The sequence below is a fragment of the Pseudomonas sp. D3-27 genome, assembly GCF_051132165.1.
Classification (GTDB): domain Bacteria; phylum Pseudomonadota; class Gammaproteobacteria; order Pseudomonadales; family Pseudomonadaceae; genus Aquipseudomonas.
In genome coordinates, this window is the sequence record NZ_CP071667.1 from 1,137,211 (window position 1) to 1,151,436 (window position 14,226).

Annotated in this window: 15 protein-coding genes and 1 tRNA gene; 11 read left to right on the forward strand and 5 right to left on the reverse strand. The window is 58.5% G+C overall.

Going from position 1 to position 14,226, the window contains the following annotated elements; all coding sequences use genetic code 11:
• Window positions 1–109 precede the first annotated feature (109 nt).
• Together J3P92_RS05305 and J3P92_RS05310 are read right to left on the reverse strand one after the other, a co-directional pair.
• On the reverse strand, window positions 110–784 hold the full coding sequence (locus J3P92_RS05305) for a DUF4276 family protein (RefSeq protein ID WP_434650056.1): 675 nt from the start codon (window positions 782–784) through the stop codon (window positions 110–112).
• Complete coding sequence (locus tag J3P92_RS05310) at window positions 781–1,908, reverse strand: AAA family ATPase (RefSeq protein ID WP_420764139.1); 1,128 nt, start codon at window positions 1,906–1,908, stop codon at window positions 781–783. Before J3P92_RS05310 ends, J3P92_RS05305 begins: the two co-directional genes overlap by 4 nt.
• A 305-nt stretch (window positions 1,909–2,213) precedes the next feature.
• Here J3P92_RS05310 and J3P92_RS05315 point away from each other — a divergent pair, with 305 nt between their 5' ends.
• Window positions 2,214–2,885: a hypothetical protein gene (locus J3P92_RS05315; RefSeq protein WP_434650057.1), complete on the forward strand. Its 672-nt coding sequence runs from the start codon at window positions 2,214–2,216 to the stop codon at window positions 2,883–2,885.
• A gap of 14 nt (window positions 2,886–2,899) precedes the next feature.
• Window positions 2,900–3,586: a tetratricopeptide repeat protein gene (locus tag J3P92_RS05320; protein ID WP_434650058.1), complete on the forward strand. Its 687-nt coding sequence runs from the start codon at window positions 2,900–2,902 to the stop codon at window positions 3,584–3,586.
• 107 nt (window positions 3,587–3,693) lie between these two features.
• Here the strand turns inward: J3P92_RS05320 and J3P92_RS05325 are convergent, their stop codons facing one another.
• Both J3P92_RS05325 and J3P92_RS05330 read right to left on the reverse strand, forming a co-directional pair.
• Window positions 3,694–4,023, reverse strand: coding sequence for a hypothetical protein (locus J3P92_RS05325; RefSeq protein ID WP_434650059.1), 330 nt, complete (start codon window positions 4,021–4,023; stop codon window positions 3,694–3,696).
• 344 nt (window positions 4,024–4,367) lie between these two features.
• A tRNA-Leu gene (locus J3P92_RS05330) sits at window positions 4,368–4,452 on the reverse strand.
• Between the two features lie 108 nt (window positions 4,453–4,560).
• Here J3P92_RS05330 and queA point away from each other — a divergent pair.
• The 6 genes from queA to J3P92_RS05360 all read left to right on the forward strand — a co-directional run bounded on the left by queA (window position 4,561) and on the right by J3P92_RS05360 (window position 10,641).
• Window positions 4,561–5,610 (forward strand): tRNA preQ1(34) S-adenosylmethionine ribosyltransferase-isomerase QueA, encoded by a 1,050-nt coding sequence (gene queA / locus J3P92_RS05335; RefSeq protein ID WP_018607457.1) that lies wholly within the window; start codon window positions 4,561–4,563, stop codon window positions 5,608–5,610.
• 14 nt (window positions 5,611–5,624) lie between these two features.
• Window positions 5,625–6,740: a tRNA guanosine(34) transglycosylase Tgt gene (gene tgt / locus J3P92_RS05340; protein WP_161951757.1), complete on the forward strand. Its 1,116-nt coding sequence runs from the start codon at window positions 5,625–5,627 to the stop codon at window positions 6,738–6,740.
• A gap of 43 nt (window positions 6,741–6,783) precedes the next feature.
• Window positions 6,784–7,119, forward strand: a complete 336-nt coding sequence (gene yajC / locus J3P92_RS05345; RefSeq protein WP_007956696.1) for a preprotein translocase subunit YajC — start codon at window positions 6,784–6,786, stop codon at window positions 7,117–7,119.
• A 63-nt stretch (window positions 7,120–7,182) separates the two neighbouring features.
• Window positions 7,183–9,051 carry a protein translocase subunit SecD gene (gene secD / locus J3P92_RS05350; protein ID WP_420764144.1) on the forward strand — a complete coding sequence of 623 codons (1,869 nt, stop codon included), beginning with the start codon at window positions 7,183–7,185 and terminating at the stop codon, window positions 9,049–9,051.
• 9 nt (window positions 9,052–9,060) lie between these two features.
• Complete coding sequence (secF, locus tag J3P92_RS05355) at window positions 9,061–9,975, forward strand: protein translocase subunit SecF (protein WP_434650060.1); 915 nt, start codon at window positions 9,061–9,063, stop codon at window positions 9,973–9,975.
• Between the two features lie 117 nt (window positions 9,976–10,092).
• Complete coding sequence (locus J3P92_RS05360; RefSeq protein ID WP_014336691.1) at window positions 10,093–10,641, forward strand: glycine zipper 2TM domain-containing protein; 549 nt, start codon at window positions 10,093–10,095, stop codon at window positions 10,639–10,641.
• A 312-nt stretch (window positions 10,642–10,953) separates the two neighbouring features.
• Here J3P92_RS05360 and suhB read toward each other — a convergent pair whose 3' ends face one another.
• Window positions 10,954–11,772: a type III secretion system regulator SuhB gene (gene suhB, locus J3P92_RS05365; RefSeq protein ID WP_039592127.1), complete on the reverse strand. Its 819-nt coding sequence runs from the start codon at window positions 11,770–11,772 to the stop codon at window positions 10,954–10,956.
• Between the two features lie 144 nt (window positions 11,773–11,916).
• Here suhB and trmJ point away from each other — a divergent pair, with 144 nt between their 5' ends.
• From trmJ to iscR, 3 genes are all read left to right on the forward strand, one after another.
• Window positions 11,917–12,687, forward strand: a complete 771-nt coding sequence (gene trmJ / locus J3P92_RS05370; protein ID WP_434609706.1) for a tRNA (cytosine(32)/uridine(32)-2'-O)-methyltransferase TrmJ — start codon at window positions 11,917–11,919, stop codon at window positions 12,685–12,687.
• A 1-nt stretch (window position 12,688) separates the two neighbouring features.
• Window positions 12,689–13,465 carry a serine O-acetyltransferase gene (cysE, locus tag J3P92_RS05375; RefSeq protein ID WP_434562427.1) on the forward strand — a complete coding sequence of 259 codons (777 nt, stop codon included), beginning with the start codon at window positions 12,689–12,691 and terminating at the stop codon, window positions 13,463–13,465.
• A gap of 241 nt (window positions 13,466–13,706) precedes the next feature.
• Window positions 13,707–14,198, forward strand: a complete 492-nt coding sequence (iscR, locus tag J3P92_RS05380) for a Fe-S cluster assembly transcriptional regulator IscR (RefSeq protein WP_030139599.1) — start codon at window positions 13,707–13,709, stop codon at window positions 14,196–14,198.
• Window positions 14,199–14,226 lie beyond the last annotated feature (28 nt).

Consider the following 14,226-nt stretch of genomic DNA (forward strand, 5'->3'; position numbering starts at 1 on the left):
TCGAGCTATTGGCTTTGTATTCCCGTGCGCTTTATAGACATGTCTGCCCTGACCCATGATGGCGACCCATAAGGTAGCTGAGCGTCAGCAAAGGCTGTAGAATATTCTTCTATGTGATGGGTAGCAAGGATTCCATGCATTTGATCCAAGCATCAAATCTGTTGCATTGCGACCGAATCACCGGTAGCCCAATCTCAATTGCTGCCAACGAGCCATGCCATGGTTTGTCATAGCCCTGGTATAGGTTCTGGATTCGTTTGCTCGGAGCTGTCAACGGACTATTGTTGATGGCTTCCGGAGTATCGAAATCGTTTCGGATCCGCAGCAGCTTTGCTTCGAGGGCCGGTTGATTGATTCCTTGGGCAAGTCGCGTGGGACAGCTGAACAGTAATCCCTCGAATTCATACATTTGGACGTAAGGAATGAAGCGGCGCATTACCTCGCCACCGAGCTTTTCTCGTAGCTTTTCTGTCATGGTCTCCAGCAAGCAATCAGCTTTGGCATCCATAGTTTCCTTGCTGTTGGCTTCATTTTTTCCGGGAAACGCTTCGGGCAAGCCATAGAAATCGAAGAAGGTAGTGCAATAGGCCTGACGGTCTCCGAGCAGCCGTTTCTCAACATCAGTAAGCAAGCGCTCAAAACGGAAGTTACCACCCTTGTGCCCCGGTTTACCTATTAAGGCTGGCACAAGATAAATGTTCAAATGATGGAAGGCTGGTGCAAGCACCTCATTAATGAACATTTCCTCGGTCTGACCCTCGCAGATGACATGTACTCGAATCATCTACGCGGCCTCCCGCCAAGGATATTTTTCTCCCAAAGCTCACCAACTGAATAATCTTCTAACCAGATATCAAACTCGTTCTCGTCGAGCCGTTTGAATACCGTCGCCCCTTCTTCGCGCTCGACTATGATCAGATCGCTAATGGGAAACTCATTCACCAACGGAACTGACTGGGTTGAGACAATCACTTGCATCCTCGTCGAGGCCGACCGAAGCAGGGAGCCCAACAAAGTAATTGCATACGGGTGCAAACCCAGTTCAGGTTCGTCAATGATGATTGTGGAAGGCGGCTCCGGTTGTAGTAGCGCAGTGACCAGGCAAATGAAGCGGATAGAACCGTCTGAGAGCTGGCTGGGCCAGAAGACGTAATCGCTGTCTTTCTGTCGCCACAGCAAGTTGATCAGCTCCTCTTCCGTCTTTAAGCGAAGAGGAATGAGCACGAAATCATCAAAAAACGGAATCGCCAATTGAATTGTTTTACGAATCTGTTCGTAGACATCCGGCGCTTCTGTAAAGAGCCGATATAGATAGGCTGCCAGGTTGGATGCGTCTGGGCGCAGGTAGTCGTTGATGTGGACGGGGCCGCGACGCTTGACGCTTGCTGTATCGCTGCTGTCATGGAAGTGGAATACTTTCCAACTGGAAATCGATTCGTAGCAGTAGGAGACCACATCGTTTTTGTAATCGGCATAAAAACGCTTGGAATTGAATGTTTCTTTCAGTTTCGCTTCTTGATGTCCAGAACCTAGCTCTATCCATTGTGCTCCGTACCGAGGGCCATCAAAGAAAAGTCTCTCATTCGAAAATACAAAGTCCCCATCCACTGTTGGCTCAAGCTCGAATTGGTATCCGTTTAGGCCAAATTTGACGAAGGACACGATTTTCTGAGTTTCTTTTACGCCGAAACTGAGGATGCGATCAGCAGAGCCCTGTTGAGCGGTCCATTTCTTCAGGCGTTGTTCCATCATCTCGCCAAGCATGCGAAAGTAGGAGACGAAGCTGCTCTTGCCGGCACCATTGGCGCCCAGCAGGACGTTCAGGCTGCCAAGCTCCAGGCCCTCCAAATTTTTTATGGACTTGAAGCCCTTGATTGTCAGCCGGTCGATGGCGTTTTTCTTGCTCATTGATGCGACATTCCTTAGCGATACTGTCCCGTGAAGCTCAGGCCGCTTTTGTGATAGCTTTCCAGAGTTTGCCACTGATTTCAGAGGCTGGCTTGTTGCATCCTAACTCTAATCTTTTCCGGCTAATACCAGCCCTTGATTACGCCGTCGTTCACTGGATATTTTTCAGATATCACTGAGCGTTCAGCGGATCATGAGTCTGATCTCTGGTTTTCGGAGTCCGGGGCTTCTCCCGCAGGCCCGCGTTACTAAAGTTCGTGACCCATAAGCCGACAGCCTTCGTTTCCACCTCACGGATGATTCTAATGTTCCGCTCCGTTTTTTCCGGCGTTGCTTTGCTCGCTGCCGCCGCTGCCTGCACGGCCCAGGCCCAGACCGTCACCACTCCCGAACAACTGCTGACCGAATTTTCTCGTTGCGATGCGCGTTTCTTCGAGAGCCTGCGTGACGCCCGCCTGCCGGCAGGTACAGTGCGCCTGAGTGATTACGGTTCGGTCAGGGCACCGACCATTATGAATCCGCTCCAGGAGGGTGGCACTTACCAACATTTCGAAGCGCCCCTGATCGTCAACGGTGTGCGTATGGTCGGCTATTACAACCAGGCCCAAACCATCAAGGATCTCGGTAATTTTCTGTTCTGGGGGTTCGTAGTCGATGGCTCGCCGCAAGAGGTGGCCGCGAAACTAAAGCCGTTGATCGTCGATAACGCGCGCTTTGTCAGTCAGGGCAAAGCCATTGCCCGCGCCGAAATTCGCCGCGTCGGTGACCCGATCGGCCAATGGCGCACCGAAGAATTGACCGGCCCTGGCGTCGCCACTCCGTTTGGTTTCGTAGACCGTGTGTTGATGGTCGACACGGGCGACACGACACCGCCGCTCGCCGGGCATACAACCGTGTTCTGCTCGCTCCAAGGCACCGTGACCGCGCCGCTCTTGCAGGCCTATCGCCCTGACCTCAACGCTCGTCTCTTCGACTGACAAGGTTGCTCTTCATGAAAGCTCGCTGGCCCGCACTGATCGCTTGCTCCCTCATCCTGATGGGATGTGCCGGGATGCAGAACCCGCAAAAAGCCAACCTTGCGCACTGCACAAATCAGCTCAAGGCGGGTAAAGCCGAAAACTATCCACTGGTGCTGCAGGAAGGTGATTTGTGCTTACAGAAAAATACGCTGCCTGCCTCGCTGGAAAGTCTGATTTACGCGGTGCAGGCTGACGCCCACAGCAACCTCAAGCATTTTCCCGAAGCTGTGGCTGCCAAGGAAAAATCCATCCAGTTGGCGGCCAAGCCTGATGCACGCGCCAATCTGGATTTGAGCGGTATGTATCGCGACGCTGGCAATCCGAAAAAAGCGCTGGAACTTGTGCAATACAACCTCGACAACGGGCTGGGAGAAGCCGGAAAGGGTTCGGGCTTCCACATGCCGACCTACTATCATCTGGGCCTCGCGCTGACAGACCTGGGTCAGTACAGAGAGGCCGCTGAAGCATTCAGCACCGGCCTTGAGCGTCAGTCGAACTATGCCTGGGCCTATTATGCGCGCGGGATCGCCTATGATCATTTGGGGGACAAGGACGATGCCAAGATCGACTTCATGAAGTTTTCGCAAATCGTCGATGAAAAGTACGTTCGGGATGAGCACAAGGCCAAGCTTGCCGAGTACAAGATTTCCTTGCCTTGATGTTGCGGTGGATTGTCTGGTCTTGGAGCGGTATAAACCTGCCCAAGACCAGCAGCTCTCAGTTCCTTATGCGTTACCACGCGGAGCGTGGGAACGAGCGCTGGGGTTTATAGAATATCTTTCACATAAGCGTTAAGCGCGATGAGCGGAGCGTGAAGGTCGTCTATCTTTTGCGCTGAGCTGAAATCCGTAGCCAAACGATGCAGCTCTCGGCCCAGCACTGTATCCACCCCCCCAATCGCCCCCAACGCCAAATCCAGGCATCGACTGATTTCGCCCTGAATCCCGGCCACATCGCCCCGCCGCACCAACAACTCGAAAATCTCCCGGTCGCAACTGCCCATCAACGGATCATCCCGCAGGATCGGGCTGTGGCCTTCTGTCTCATAAGCCAGTTTGAGGGAGTAGAGAGCGACCGTTTCCAGCAGCAATTCCATGGGGTGAAATCCTTTGTGACTGGGTGAGGAGGGTGGGGTGGAGTTGGGTTGAGGGTTCATGGCTTGGCGAGTGCTAGTCGGAGTATCGGTGTGGGGAGTGACTATTTTGTGAGCGCTTTGCGCTCAGGCGGGAGCAAGCTCCCTCGCCACGGGGTTTTCCCTACTTCCTGTCTTCCTTATTGCAGGTTCTTTCTCGCCACTGGGCTGGTATTTGGGGCTGCTTTGCAGCCCAGCGGGGATGAATCCCCTCGCCACAAAAGCGGGCTGGTGGCGTCGATCATGGGCCTAACCACTTTCTTGCAGACGAAAAAAAAGACCTTGAATTTCAAGGTCTTTCTTTAATATGGTGCCCCGAGGGAGACTCGAACTCCCACTCCTTTCGAAAACGGATTTTGAATCCGCCGCGTCTACCAATTCCGCCATCAGGGCTCAATGGCGGCGAAGTATAGAGAGGTGCCTACCGTTGGTCAATCACGTTTCATGGTGAATTTATAATATTTCCGCTAGACTTTCCGGCCCTGCTAGACGAACCCCATCATGCGTGTTGCTGACTTTACTTTCGAACTCCCGGATTCGCTGATCGCTCGCCACCCGCTGGCCGAGCGGCGCGCCAGTCGACTGTTGACCCTGGACGGGGTCAGCGGTGCCATGGCTCACCGTCAATTCACTGATTTGCTCGAGCATTTGCGTCCGGGCGATTTGATGGTGTTCAACAATACCCGGGTGATTCCGGCGCGGTTGTTTGGCCAGAAGGCCTCCGGTGGCAAGCTGGAGATTCTGGTGGAGCGGGTGCTGGACAGTCATCGCGTGCTGGCCCATGTGCGGTCGAGCAAGTCGCCCAAGCCGGGTTCGTCGATTTTGATCGACGGCGGCGGTGAGGCGCGGATGGTGGCGCGGCACGATGCGTTGTTCGAGCTGGAATTTGCCGAAGAGGTGTTGCCGCTGCTCGACCGTGTCGGGCACATGCCGTTGCCTCCTTATATAGACCGCCCGGACGAAGGTTCGGACCGCGAGCGCTATCAGACCGTATACGCCGAGCGCCTGGGGGCGGTGGCGGCGCCGACGGCGGGGCTGCATTTTGATCAGCCGTTGCTGGAGGCGATTGCGGCCAAGGGCGTGGAGACGGCGTTCGTGACGCTGCACGTCGGCGCCGGCACGTTCCAGCCGGTGCGGGTGGAGCGCATCGAAGACCACCACATGCACAACGAATGGCTGGAAGTGAGCCAGGAAGTCGTCGATGCCGTGGCGGCCTGTCGCGCGCGCGGTGGGCGGGTGGTGGCGGTGGGGACCACCAGCGTGCGCTCTCTGGAAAGCGCCGCGCGCGATGGCGTGCTCAAGCCGTTCAGTGGCGACACCGATATCTTTATCTACCCGGGCCGGCCGTTTCATGTGGTCGATGCCCTGGTCACCAACTTTCATTTGCCCGAATCCACGCTGTTGATGCTGGTTTCGGCCTTCGCCGGTTACCCCGAAGCCATGGCCGCCTACAAGGCCGCCGTCGAGCATGGGTACCGCTTTTTCAGCTACGGTGATGCGATGTTCATCACCCGTAACCCCGCGCCACGCGGGCCCGAGGAAACCGTATGAGTCGCACCTGTCGCATGTCCTTCGAGTTGCTTGCCACCGATGGCAAGGCTCGTCGCGGACGCCTGACCTTCCCCCGCGGTACCGTGGAAACCCCGGCATTCATGCCGGTGGGCACCTACGGCACGGTCAAGGGCATGCTGCCGCGTGATATCGAGGCAATTGGCGCGGAGATCATTCTCGGCAACACCTTCCACCTGTGGCTGCGCCCGGGCATGGAAGTGATCAAGGCCCACGGCGACCTGCACGATTTCATGCAATGGAAAGGCCCGATTCTGACCGACTCTGGCGGTTTCCAGGTGTTCAGCTTGGGCGCGATGCGCAAGATCAAAGAGGAGGGCGTGACCTTCGCTTCTCCGGTGGACGGTTCCAAGGTATTCATGGGGCCGGAAGAGTCGATGCAGGTGCAGCGCGACCTGGGCTCGGACATCGTGATGATCTTCGACGAATGCACGCCGTACCCGGCCGATGAAGACGTGGCGCGGGTGTCCATGGAGCTGTCGTTGCGCTGGGCCCAGCGTTCGAAGAATGCCCACGGCGAAAACACCGCGGCGCTGTTCGGCATCGTCCAGGGCGGCATGCACCGCGACCTGCGCATGCGCTCGCTGGAAGGCCTGGACAAGATCGGGTTCGACGGCCTGGCGATTGGCGGTCTGTCGGTGGGTGAACCGAAGCACGAAATGATCAAGGTGCTCGATTACCTGCCGGGGGAAATGCCCGCTGACAAACCTCGTTACCTTATGGGCGTTGGCAAACCGGAAGATCTGGTTGAGGGTGTGCGCCGCGGGGTGGACATGTTCGATTGCGTGATGCCAACCCGTAATGCCCGCAATGGGCATCTGTTCATCGACACCGGTGTGCTGAAGATCCGTAACGCGTTCCATCGCCATGATGATTCGCCGCTGGATCCGACGTGCGATTGCTACACCTGCCAGAACTTCTCCCGCGCTTATCTGCATCATTTGGACAAGTGCGGCGAAATGCTCGGCAGCATGCTCAATACCATCCACAATTTGCGCCATTATCAGGTGCTTATGGCTGGTTTGCGCGAGGCTATCCAACAGGGTACATTGGCCGCCTTTGTCGAGGCCTTCTATGCCAAGCGCGGGTTGCCTGTTCCGCCTTTGGACTGAGTTTTCCGATCCCTAGATTCAATACTTGCAACTGGAGTGCTAAATGAGCTTTTTTATCTCTAACGCCATGGCCGATGCCGCTGCACCTGCAGCTGCGCCAATGGGTGGCGGTTTCGAGTGGATTTTCCTGGTCGGCTTCCTGGTCATCTTCTACCTGATGATCTGGCGTCCACAGGCCAAGCGCGCCAAAGAGCAGAAGAACCTGCTCAGCAGCCTGCAAAAAGGTGATGAAGTGGTCACCACCGGCGGCATCGCCGGCAAGATCACCAAAGTGGCCGATGACTTCGTGGTACTGGAAGTGTCCGACACGGTTGAAATGAAGTTCCAGAAGGGCGCCATCGCGGCCACGCTGCCAAAAGGCACGCTGAAAGCGATCTAAGTAACAACTTCTCTTCAATCGACGGGGCGCGCAAGGCGCCCCGCGTCATAAGCGGGCGGCGTGATGCTGAACAAATACCCTCTGTGGAAATACCTACTGATCCTGGCGGTGCTGGCGGTCGGTCTGATTTATTCCGCTCCCAATCTTTACCCGGATGACCCGGCCATTCAGGTCAGTGGCGCAAGCACTGCGCTGCAGGTCACCCAGGCCGATCTGGACCGCGCGAGCGCTGCGCTCAAGGCGTCCAATATCGAGGTCAAGGCTGCGTCCATCGCCGAAAACGGCAAGGGCGGCCTGTTGCGCCTGGTCAAGTCTGAAGACCAGTTGCCGGCCAAGGACGTGGTGCGCAAGGCGTTGGGCGACGATTACGTTGTAGCCCTGAACCTGGCCCAGACCACCCCACAATGGCTGCGCAATCTCGGCGCCCACCCAATGAAGCTGGGCCTGGACTTGTCCGGTGGTGTGCACTTCCTGCTGGAAGTGGACATGGAAAAAGCCCTCGACGCACGCCTGAAAGTCTACGAAGGCGACGTCAAGAGCCTGTTGCGCAAAGAGCGCGTGCGCTATCGCAGCCTGCCGCAGTTCGAAGGTGCCATTCAGCTGGGCTTCAGTGATGAAGATACCCGCGAACAGGCCCGTGCGCTGGTCCGCAAGAATTTCAACGATTTCGACATTGTGCCGGCCGACCTCAATGGCCAACCGGTGCTGCGTCTGGCGATGACCCCGGCCAAGCTGGCGGAAATCCGCGAATACTCCATCAAGCAGAACTTGACCACGGTCCGTAACCGCGTCAACGAGCTGGGTGTGGCTGAGCCGATCGTGCAGCGCCAGGGCGCCAACCGCATCGTGGTCGAGCTGCCGGGCGTGCAGGACACGGCCGAAGCCAAGCGTATCCTCGGTAAGACCGCCAACCTGGAATTCCGCCTGGCCGCTGAGCCGGGTGCATCCAAGGCCACTTCCGAGAGCTTCGAGTTCCGTGAGGGCGGCCGTCCGGCGGCGCAGATCGAGCGTGGCCTGATCATCACCGGTGACCAGGTGACCGATGCCCAGGCGGGCTTCGACGAGCAAGGTCGTCCGCAGGTGAACATTCGCCTCGACGGCCACGGCGGCGAACTGATGAGCCGCGCCACGCGCAGCAACGTCGGTCGCAGCATGGCGGTGATCTTCATCGAGCAGAAGCCGACCACCACCTACACCAAGCAAGTGGTCAACGGCGTCGAAAAAGACGTACCGGTCCAGACCTTCAAGGAAGAGAAGAAAATCATCAGCCTGGCGACCATCCAGTCGCCGCTGGGCAGCCAATTCCGCATCACCGGCCTGAACGGCCAGGGCGAGTCCTCGGAACTGGCCCTGCTGCTGCGTGCCGGTGGCCTGGCCGCGCCGATGTACTTCGCTGAAGAACGCACCATCGGCCCGAGCCTGGGCGCCGACAACATCACCAAGGGTGTCGATGCATCCCTGTGGGGCATGCTGTTCGTGTCGCTGTTCATCATCGCCATCTACCGCTTCTTCGGCTTGATCGCCACGGTTGCGCTGGCGGTGAACATGGTGCTGCTGCTGGCCCTGATGTCCTTGCTGGGCGCCACGCTGACCCTGCCGGGTATCGCCGGTATCGTCTTGACCATGGGCATGGCGGTGGACGCCAACGTGCTGATCTTCTCGCGGATACGTGAAGAGATCGCCGCGGGCATGTCGATCCAGCGGGCAATCAACGAAGGCTTCGGCCGCGCATTCACTGCGATTATCGACTCCAACCTGACCACGTTGCTGGTCGGCGGGATTCTCTTTGCCATGGGCACCGGCCCGGTCAAAGGCTTCGCAGTGACCATGTCCCTCGGGATCTTTACCTCGATGTTCACAGCCATTCTGGTGACCCGTGCAATGGTCAACCTGATTTATGGTGGCCGTGACGTCAAGAAGTTGTGGATTTAAGGGGCTGACATGTTACGTACAATCAACTTCATGGGCGTCCGCAACATTGCGTTCGGCGTCACATTGTTTCTTACGGCCCTGGCGTTGTTCAGCTGGGCCACCAAGGGCCTGAACTACGGCTTGGACTTCACCGGCGGTACGCTCATCGAGCTGACCTACGAACGTCCGGCCGATGTCACCAAGGTGCGTGAGCAACTGGCGACCTCGGGCTACAGCGACGCCGTGGTGCAGAGCTTTGGCGCCACCACTGATTTGCTGGTGCGCATGCCGGGTGAAGACCCGCAACTGGGCCAGCGCGTAGCGGATGCCTTGCAGAAGGCTGGTGGCGACAACCCGGCGGTGGTCAAGCGCGTCGAGTTCGTCGGCCCGCAAGTGGGTGAAGAACTGCGCGACCAGGGCGGCCTCGGCATGCTGTTGGCGTTGGGCGGCGTGATGCTCTACCTGGCTTTCCGCTTCCAGTGGAAGTTCGCGGTGGGCGCCATTGTCTCGCTGATCCACGACGTGATCGTGACCGTGGGCATCCTGTCGTTCTTCCAGATCACCTTCGACCTGACGGTATTGGCGGCGGTGCTGGCGATCATCGGTTACTCGCTCAACGACACCATCGTGGTGTTCGACCGGGTGCGTGAGAACTTCCGTGTGCTGCGCAAGGCGTCCTTGATCGAGAACATCAACATCTCGACCACCCAGACCCTGTTGCGGACCATGGCGACGTCGATCTCCACCTTGTTGGCGATTGCCGCGCTGCTGTTCTTTGGTGGCGACAACCTGTTCGGTTTCTCCATCGCGTTGTTCATCGGTGTGATGGCGGGTACCTACTCCTCTATCTACATCGCCAACGTGGTGTTGATCTGGCTGAACCTGAGCACCGAGGATCTGATTCCTCCGGCCGCTACGGAGACCGAGGTGGACGACCGCCCGTAAGGCTCGGTTTTCCGTCCGTCACCGCTGAGAAGGCGCGAGTTGAACTCGCGCCTTTTTTTATGCTCCAAGGCTGGGAGAAGCGCGGATTATTCCGCTTGTGATGGTCAGGAGGTTCAAGTGAACAAATCGATGCTGGTTGGTGCGGTATTGGGTGCTGTCGGTGTAACAGCCGGTGGTGCGGTCGCCACCTACAGCTTGGTAAAAAGTGGCCCTGAGTACGCGCAAGTACTGGCCGTGGAACCGGTCAAGACCCAGATCAAGACTCCGCGTGAAGTGTGCAAGGACGTCACCGTGACTCGGCAGAAGCCCGTCCAGGACCAACACCAGATCGCTGGCACCGTGCTCGGTGCTGTGGCCGGTGGCCTGTTGGGCAACCAGATCGGCGGCGGCACCGGCAAGAAAATCGCCACGGTGGCGGGTGCGGCCGGCGGTGGTTATGCCGGTAACAAGATCCAGGAAGGCATGCAAGAACGCGACACGTACACTACCACCCAAACTCGCTGCAACACGGTCAATGACATCAGCGACAAGGTGGTCGGCTACGACGTCCGCTACATGCTCGACGGCAAGGAAGGAAAAGTCCGCATGGACCGCGACCCGGGCAACCAGATCCCGGTTAGCAAGGAAGGCCAACTGATCCTGGGCCAGAACGAACCGGCCCAGTGATCCAACCGCTATGAAAAAGCACCCTTCGGGGTGCTTTTTTTGCGCCCACATTTTATGCCCATCCCATATCCTCTGTGAGAGCGAGCCTGCTCGCGAAAGCTGCATTCATATTCCAGATAAACCTGTGGCGAGGGAGCTTGCTCCCGCTGGGCTGCGCAGCAGGCCCAAGATCTTGCGGTCGCTGCGCACTGGAGCGCCAGCCCGGCCGAGCGGGAGCAAGCTCCCTCGCCACGGAGTGTTCACATCTGAACAGAGTGGTTTGAACAGGCAAAAAAAAGCACCCCGAAGGGTGCTTCTATTGAGCCAAGCGGCTTAGCGCTTCAGCGAGGCCGGCAGGTGTGGCTGGATCGCCGTCAGCACAGCCTTGAAGCATTTGGTGTTGCCAGCAACGATGTGGCCTTTTTCAAGGAAGTCATGGCCGCCAGTGAAGTCGCTCACCAAGCCACCCGCTTCCTGGATCAGCAGAGCGCCTGCTGCCATGTCCCACTCTGACAGGCCCGACTCCCAGAACGCATCGAAACGACCGGCCGCGACATAAGCGAGGTCCAGGCTGGCGGCACCGGCGCGGCGGATGCCGGCGGTCTGGCCGACCAGGGCACGGAACATGCCCAGGTAGTTGTCCAGGTTGTCCATCTGGTCGTCACGGAACGGGAAGCCGGTACCCAGCAGGGCGCCGTCCAGGCTGGTGCGGCCGCTGACGCGCAGGCGACGACCGTTCAACTGGGCGCCACGGCCACGGCTGGCGGTGAATTCTTCCTGGCGAACCGGGTCCAGCACGACGGCGTGTTCCAGGCGGCCACGGTATTTGCAGGCGATGCTGACAGCGAAGTGGGGGATGCCGCGCAGGAAGTTGGTGGTGCCGTCCAGCGGATCGATGATCCACAGGTACTCTTCGCCTTCGATGCCGGTACCGGCGTGCATGCCGGTCTCTTCACCGCGGATAGAGTGGTTCGGGTAAGCCTTGCGCAGGGCGTCGACGATTTTCTGTTCGGCGGCGCGATCGACCTCGGACACGTAGTCCTTGGCGTCTTTTTCATCGACCTTGATGGTATCCAGGCGCTCGATGGAGCGGAAGATCAGTTCACTGGCGCTGCGGGCGGCGCGCAGCGCGATATTCAGCATGGGCTGCATGGATGTGTCACCTAAGGTTGTTAAAGAAAGCCGCGCATTCTATCAGAAAGTTTTCTCAGGAGAAGGTTGGTGTTCGCTTTCATAGCTTAACGGTAGGTGCTTAGGTAAGATTTGCTCCCTTTTATGTGTTCGAGAGCGCCTCCCTTGTTGCAGAACATTCGTGTCGTCCTGGTCAATACCAGCCATCCGGGAAATATCGGCGGAGCTGCGCGGGCCATGAAGAACATGGGCCTGTCGCGGCTGGTGCTGGTCGAGCCCCGTTCGTTTCCCCATCACGAAGCCGATGCCCGGGCATCCGGCGCCAACGACATCCTGGCCAATGCCGAGGTCGTCGCCACGTTGGAAGACGCCCTGGTGGGTTGCAACCTGGTGCTCGGCACCAGCGCCCGTGATCGGCGTATCCCGTGGCCGCTGCTCGATCCCCGCGAATGCGGCACCAAAGTGGTCGAGGAGGCGGGGCAGGGCGTGCAGATCGCTTTGGTGTTCGGCCGAGAAGATTCCGGCCTCACCAACGAAGAACTGCAGCGATGTCATTATCACGTGCATATCCCTTCCGACCCTGGATTCAGCTCGCTGAACCTTGGGGCGGCGGTGCAGGTGTTGAGCTATGAAGTGCGCATGGCCTGGCTGCAAGCCGAAGGCCAGCCCAGCAAGGTGGAAAAATTCGAGGCGACGTCGCCGCGCAGTGAGACACTGGCGACCATGGACGAACTGGAGCGATTCTATGAGCACCTGGAACAAGCCCTGGTGGACATCGAATTCCTCGACCCGGACAAGCCTCGACACTTGATGGCGCGCCTGCGTCGGTTGTACGGACGAAGCTCGGTGAGCCGGGCGGAAATGAATATATTGCGCGGCATCCTCACGGAAACCCAGAAAGCGGCCCGTGGCGAGCTGATTAAGCGGAAGGAATAAAATGTTCGAACGTTTGCGTGAAGATATCCAGAGCGTCTTTCATCGTGACCCGGCGGCGCGCAATGCCTTTGAAGTATTGACCTGCTACCCGGGGATGCACGCCATCTGGATCCATCGCCTGTCCGGCGCCTTGTGGAACATGGGTTGGAAATGGCTGGCGCGGCTGGTCTCGAACTTCGGCCGCTGGCTGACCGGGATCGAGATCCATCCGGGCGCCAAGGTCGGTCGCCGGTTCTTCATTGACCATGGCATGGGCATCGTCATTGGCGAGACCGCCGAGATCGGCGACGACGTGACGCTGTACCAGGGTGTGACCCTCGGCGGCACCAGCTGGAACAAAGGCAAGCGCCACCCAACGCTGGAGGACGGCGTCGTCGTCGGTGCCGGCGCCAAGGTGCTCGGGCCGTTCACGGTAGGGGCGGGGGCGAAGGTCGGTTCCAACGCCGTGGTTACCAAGGCCGTGCCGCCTGGCGCGACCGTGGTGGGTATTCCGGGGCGGATCATCGTCAAATCGGATGAAGAGCAGGACGCACGGCGCAAAGCCATGGCCGAAAAGATCGGCTTCGACGCCTACGGTGTCGGCGAAGACATGCCCGACCCGGTCGCCCGCGCCATCAACCAGCTGCTGGACCATTTGCAGGCCGTCGATGGACGCCTGGAGGGGATGTGCGGAGCCCTCAAGGACCTGGGCAGTAATTATTGTGCCAAGGACCTGCCTGAGCTGCGCGAAGAAGACTTCGCGTGTGTGAAGGACAAGGATGAGACCCAGGCTGGCTGAAACCCTGCTGGCCTCATCGCGAGCAGGCTCGCTCCCACGCCTACAGCGGTGATCTCCTGTGGGGGCGAGCCTGTTCGCGGAGAACGGTAACGCGGTATAGCTGGTCGTTAGCCGCCTACCTTTGCTATCATGCGCGCGCTCTTTTGCGGGTAATCCCGAGTAAAGCACTAGGTCTTATACTTGACTTAAATACTCGGGAATTGCATACTCGCCCCCATTCCGAACTCCGTGGTAATTGTCCATGCGACTGACTACAAAAGGCCGATACGCCGTGACCGCAATGCTGGATCTGGCATTGCATGCGCAGCACGGGCCGGTGTCCCTGGCCGATATCTCCGAGCGCCAGGGCATCTCCCTGTCTTACCTCGAACAGCTGTTCGCCAAGCTGCGCCGCAGCAACCTGGTTTCCAGCGTTCGTGGTCCCGGTGGCGGCTACCAGCTGTCACGCGAGATGCAAGGCATCCAGGTCGCCCAGGTGATCGATGCCGTGAACGAATCGGTCGATGCGACCAAATGCCAGGGGCTGGGCGATTGCCATGGCGGCGATACATGCCTGACCCACCATCTGTGGTGTGACTTGAGCCTGCAGATCCACGAGTTTCTGAGCGGTATCAGCTTGGCCGACCTTGTAACTCGCCGTGAGGTGCAAGAAGTCGCCCAACGTCAGGACCAGCGCCGTTGCAATGGCAAGGCGCCGCACCTGGACAAGATCGAAGCGTCCGCCGTCGAATGACCGCCGCAGAGCAAGCGGAACGCCAGCC

Coding starts and splice junctions, on each gene's coding strand:
- J3P92_RS05310 (WP_420764139.1), bottom strand. CDS start 1,908: ATGAGCAAGAAAAACGCCATCGACCGGCTGACAATCAAGGGCTTCAAG.
- queA (WP_018607457.1), top strand. CDS start 4,561: ATGCGTGTTGCTGACTTTACTTTCGAACTCCCGGATTCGCTGATCGCT.
- secF (WP_434650060.1), top strand. CDS start 9,061: ATGTTACGTACAATCAACTTCATGGGCGTCCGCAACATTGCGTTCGGC.
- J3P92_RS05325 (WP_434650059.1), bottom strand. CDS start 4,023: ATGGAATTGCTGCTGGAAACGGTCGCTCTCTACTCCCTCAAACTGGCT.
- J3P92_RS05315 (WP_434650057.1), top strand. CDS start 2,214: ATGTTCCGCTCCGTTTTTTCCGGCGTTGCTTTGCTCGCTGCCGCCGCT.
- J3P92_RS05320 (WP_434650058.1), top strand. CDS start 2,900: ATGAAAGCTCGCTGGCCCGCACTGATCGCTTGCTCCCTCATCCTGATG.
- tgt (WP_161951757.1), top strand. CDS start 5,625: ATGTCCTTCGAGTTGCTTGCCACCGATGGCAAGGCTCGTCGCGGACGC.
- cysE (WP_434562427.1), top strand. CDS start 12,689: ATGTTCGAACGTTTGCGTGAAGATATCCAGAGCGTCTTTCATCGTGAC.
- secD (WP_420764144.1), top strand. CDS start 7,183: ATGCTGAACAAATACCCTCTGTGGAAATACCTACTGATCCTGGCGGTG.
- yajC (WP_007956696.1), top strand. CDS start 6,784: ATGAGCTTTTTTATCTCTAACGCCATGGCCGATGCCGCTGCACCTGCA.
- iscR (WP_030139599.1), top strand. CDS start 13,707: ATGCGACTGACTACAAAAGGCCGATACGCCGTGACCGCAATGCTGGAT.
- J3P92_RS05305 (WP_434650056.1), bottom strand. CDS start 784: ATGATTCGAGTACATGTCATCTGCGAGGGTCAGACCGAGGAAATGTTC.
- suhB (WP_039592127.1), bottom strand. CDS start 11,772: ATGCAGCCCATGCTGAATATCGCGCTGCGCGCCGCCCGCAGCGCCAGT.